The organism is Streptomyces prasinopilosus (genome assembly GCF_001419695.1).
Lineage (GTDB): Bacteria > Actinomycetota > Actinomycetes > Streptomycetales > Streptomycetaceae > Streptomyces > Streptomyces prasinopilosus.
The window spans coordinates 1-3,687 of sequence record NZ_LIRG01000775.1 but is presented as its reverse complement, the minus strand read 5'-3'; the positions used below and the strand labels follow the sequence as shown (position 1 = coordinate 3,687).

At 69.4% G+C, this 3,687-nt stretch carries 2 protein-coding genes and 1 pseudogene; all 3 read right to left on the bottom strand.

All coding sequences use genetic code 11. The features are described 5' to 3' along the window. Positions 1 to 122: 122 nt before the first annotated feature. Entirely contained in the window at positions 123 to 1,004 is an 882-nt protein-coding gene (locus AOK18_RS26235; protein ID WP_055695952.1) for a DNA-methyltransferase, read from the bottom strand. Positions 1,005 to 1,144: 140 nt separating this feature from the next. After that, a complete protein-coding gene (locus AOK18_RS26230) occupies positions 1,145 to 2,527 on the bottom strand; it encodes a hypothetical protein (protein WP_055695951.1) in 1,383 nt (460 codons plus the stop codon). Positions 2,528 to 3,083: 556 nt separating this feature from the next. Continuing rightward, positions 3,084 to 3,687, bottom strand: a pseudogene (locus tag AOK18_RS26225) (hypothetical protein); the annotation flags it as partial.

Below are 3,687 nucleotides of genomic sequence, written 5' to 3'. Positions count from 1 at the left end.
ATCACCGCGGCGGCCGCCGCGGTGATGGTGCGCATGGTTCCCCCAAGGCGTGTGCGAGCTGAGGGGCCATCATGGCGTATCGGCGGGACGGCGGGCGGCCTGGCTGGGGTGGTGCGATACGCCTACGCGGCTCCGTCGAAGTCGAGGGCACCCTGCGCAAACCGGTCCTTGGCGAGGTCATGGTAGGCGGAGTTCAGGTCTATCCCCACGTACCGGCGCCCCAGCTGGCGCGCCGCGGCTCCGGTGGTGCCCGAGCCGCTGAAGGGGTCGAGGACGGTGCCGCCCGGCTTGCAGCCCGCCTTGATGCAACGGATCGGCAGGTCGATCGGGAACACCGCAAAGTGGGCCTCCGGGAAGGGACGAGTCGAGATCGACCACACGTCGCCCGGGTTCCGCCCCTTGGACTCACTGCGGGGCATGGGCTCGCGAATGGCATCCAGGTCGAAGTGGTAGCGGCGGGACTTGCTGAACAGGAACAGGTGCTCGTGCCGGGTGCTCAGGCGGTCCCGGACCGGCTCGGGCATCGCGTTCGGCTTATGCCAGATGATCTCGTTACGCAGTACCCAGCCGTCGTCCTGCAACGCGAACGCCACCCGCCATGGGATGCCGATCAGCTGCTTGGCGGCCAGCCCGCCGCCGTTCTTGCCGCCGCTTCCGGCGGGAGTCGTCAGGTGGTTGCTGCGTCCGACGAGCCCGTCCGTCTTCGACTCGCTGCCCTTGGGGCTGCACACGTAGGAGTCACCGAGGTTGACCCAGCACGTTCCGTCGTCGGTGAGGACCCGGCGCGCCTCGGCGAACAGGGCGCGCATCGTCTCCACGTAGGCCGTGGGCGTCGCCTCCAGCCCGTACTGGCCGGCGGTGCCGTAGTCCCGCAGCCCGTAATACGGCGGGCTGGTGACGATGCAGTCGACCGAGCCGTCCGGCAGGGTGCGCAGGACGTCCAGGGAGTCACCCAGCAGCAGGGTGACCTGGTCGTCGCGGTAGTAGGGGGCTGGCTGGCTCAAGGCTGCTCCTGTCGGCGGCGGTCAGGCTGTCTTCAGGGTGGGCCAGGTTCGGCCGGACGTTCCCCCGGGTCAGTACGCGAGAAAGGCCCGGCCGCCGTGAGGCAAAGCCGGGCCGGGACGGGTGCGCCCGTGCCGTCGCTCTACGGCTTGTGGGTCTCGCAGCGCCACCCGCACGCGTAGAACCGTGCTGGCTGCCCGCACGGCGCCGCCCCCGCCTCGCAGGCCTTCGTGCCCCGCAAGACGTTCACCGGCGGGCTGCTGGCGTGCTGCTCCGGCGCAACTGCGACGAGAGACTCCTGCACGGTCGCTACGCGCTGTTCTGGTACCGCAGGAAGAAGGACCGGGGCCTCTACCGTCTGGAGGGTGACGCCCGGAGCGGTTTCCCCGCCCGCGGTCTCCGCCACGTCGTCCACGGTGATCGACAGCTCACCGCCCAGCCCGCGGCGCCTGAGTGGCGCACTCGGCTTCCAGTTGTCCTCCCCGAACTCGCACGTCAAGTCCGCGTCCTGCCCGGAGAAGTGGATCGCGTCGTCGGCCTCGACTGCGTCTGTGAACGTCGGCTCCTCCACGGCCCGGTATTCAGACCACCGGTCCCGGTCCTGGGCGGGCACCCACAGGTGACTGCCGGCCCGTGGATTGCTGGAGGACGGCACGAACAGCGGCGTCACGCTGCCGGTCGCTGCGCCGACGAGGGCCTGGCCGACGGCGACCTTGCGGCGGTCGCCGCGGTAGCCGGTCCAGCCCGACGCTTCGCCTTCCTGCCGCATGGGGGTGTCCCACTCAAGGTGGACCTTGTTGCAGCCCGTCTTGACCAGGCCGTTCGGGCACGGGCGCTGTGCGGCGGCCGTGCACTTCCACTCCGTCAGGACGCGGAACCCGCCGACGAGGGGGAGGTCGGCCGCGTTGGTGACCTGCCGCCAGGTGACCTCGTTGGTCAGCATCCAGTTGGCGCGGTCGATCAGGTGGAAGGAGTCATCGTGGGTGACCCAGTTCGCGGTCAGCCCTGAGGTGGCGTGCGCCTTCGAGCGGCGCAGCACGGTTCCGGGGCTGGCGTTGTATAGCTGCGCCTCGCAGCCGAGGCTGACGCCCCCCGCGGCGTGGATGGTCACGTCGGGGCGGGAGGTGCGGGACTTGGTCGCTTTCTCGACGCCGTAGTCGAGGTTGGCGGCTTCGGCGGTGCGGGCCATGAACTCCTTCATGGCTTTGTGGAGGTCGCTCTCCTCGGGCGTCATCGTGTAGGTGGTGGGCAGGTGCGCTGCCCTCAGGCGGAGAACGCCGTCGGGGCCGCGGTGTTTCCGCACGTACATGTACGGGCTCTGGACGCCGCTCAGTTCGGCTTTACAGCGGCGCCCGTAGTGGCTCTCCACGCACATCAGGAGTTGCCGGTCCCGCTCCGCGATGGGCCGCAGGAGCTGTGCGATCAGGTCGGCGGTGTCTATGCCGCCGATGCCGGCGAGCCCGAGGTCGTCCTTGTCGAGCTCGAGAAGGGTCTTCAGCCCGCTGTGCCATACGCCGTTCGCCACAGATGCCTCACCTGGGAGCAATGCGCGGAAGATGACGTAGGTACGTTACGAGCTGCCACTGACAACCGGGAGAGGGCAAGGGGAAAGCCCGGCCGCCATGGGGGCGCGGCCGGGCCGGGGTGGTGCGTTACCTCCTTCCGCGTGGGGACCGGAGGGCGATCAGGGCGAGTTCGGCGATACCTCCTGTCGCGATGAGGGCTTGGGTCTGGCCGGGGTCGAGTTGGCTGATGGCGGCTGCCGCGGTGAGCAGGAGCACTGCCCACGTGGTGGGGTCGGTCGGGATTCGGTCGTTGTGGGGGCTGGATGTGGTCACGGAGGTCCTTGTTGGGGGCGGTGGTCAGGGTTGGGTGGGCAGTGTTGCGGCAGGCCTGACGACCTTCGTGACGTTGTTGGGGGTGTGATGGCCGGGCCGGGCCCCCGAAGCTTGGTGGTGGAGGGGGCCCGGCGGGGCAACGGCTTCACCGTACCGCGTTAAGCATGGCGGTGCAATGCGTATCGGGGGGTGGAGTGCGCCAGCACCCCCGGGCCCGAGACCCAGGAGCGCCGGCACGGGCGGTCAGAACAGGTGGGGCATGATCCGGTCGGTCAGGTGCTCCGCGTAGACGCCAGGAACCATCGAGCCGGCGTGCGCCCACTTGAATCGAAGAATCTCGTCCAGCACGACGTCCGGGTACTGACTCGATTCCTCGCAGCCGAGAAGCCGCCAGATGACCCTGTCGGCCAGGGACTCAGACCACCCGTCAGGGACCATGGGCGCCCCCTCGGGCCAGCGCATGCCCTCGGCTTCCCGGCGAATGGCCTCGTGCCACCGGTGCTCGCGGTTGGCGATCGCCTCCGCAGGAAAGGGACCGATCCACTCCTTGCTGTCGGTGCGCTGCGCCCGCGCTCGACTGATCGGCGCAACGTCCTCGAGGACGGCCTCCGATACGTAGGCGAAGCAGGGGCAGTCTTCCCACTCCTGGTAACCGCCCACGCTGCATCCGTCGGCTCCGTGCTTGGAGCGCTTGTGCCCGCACACGCAGTTGGGGAGCTGGCTTACCGGGAAGACGTGCGCCACTCCCCGGCTGATCGAGGAGACCGCCGCCCGCACCTCTTCCACGGGGTCGAAGATGCCGAAGTCGTACCATTCACCGCGCACGTGGTGCGGGCGGAAGGTGGAG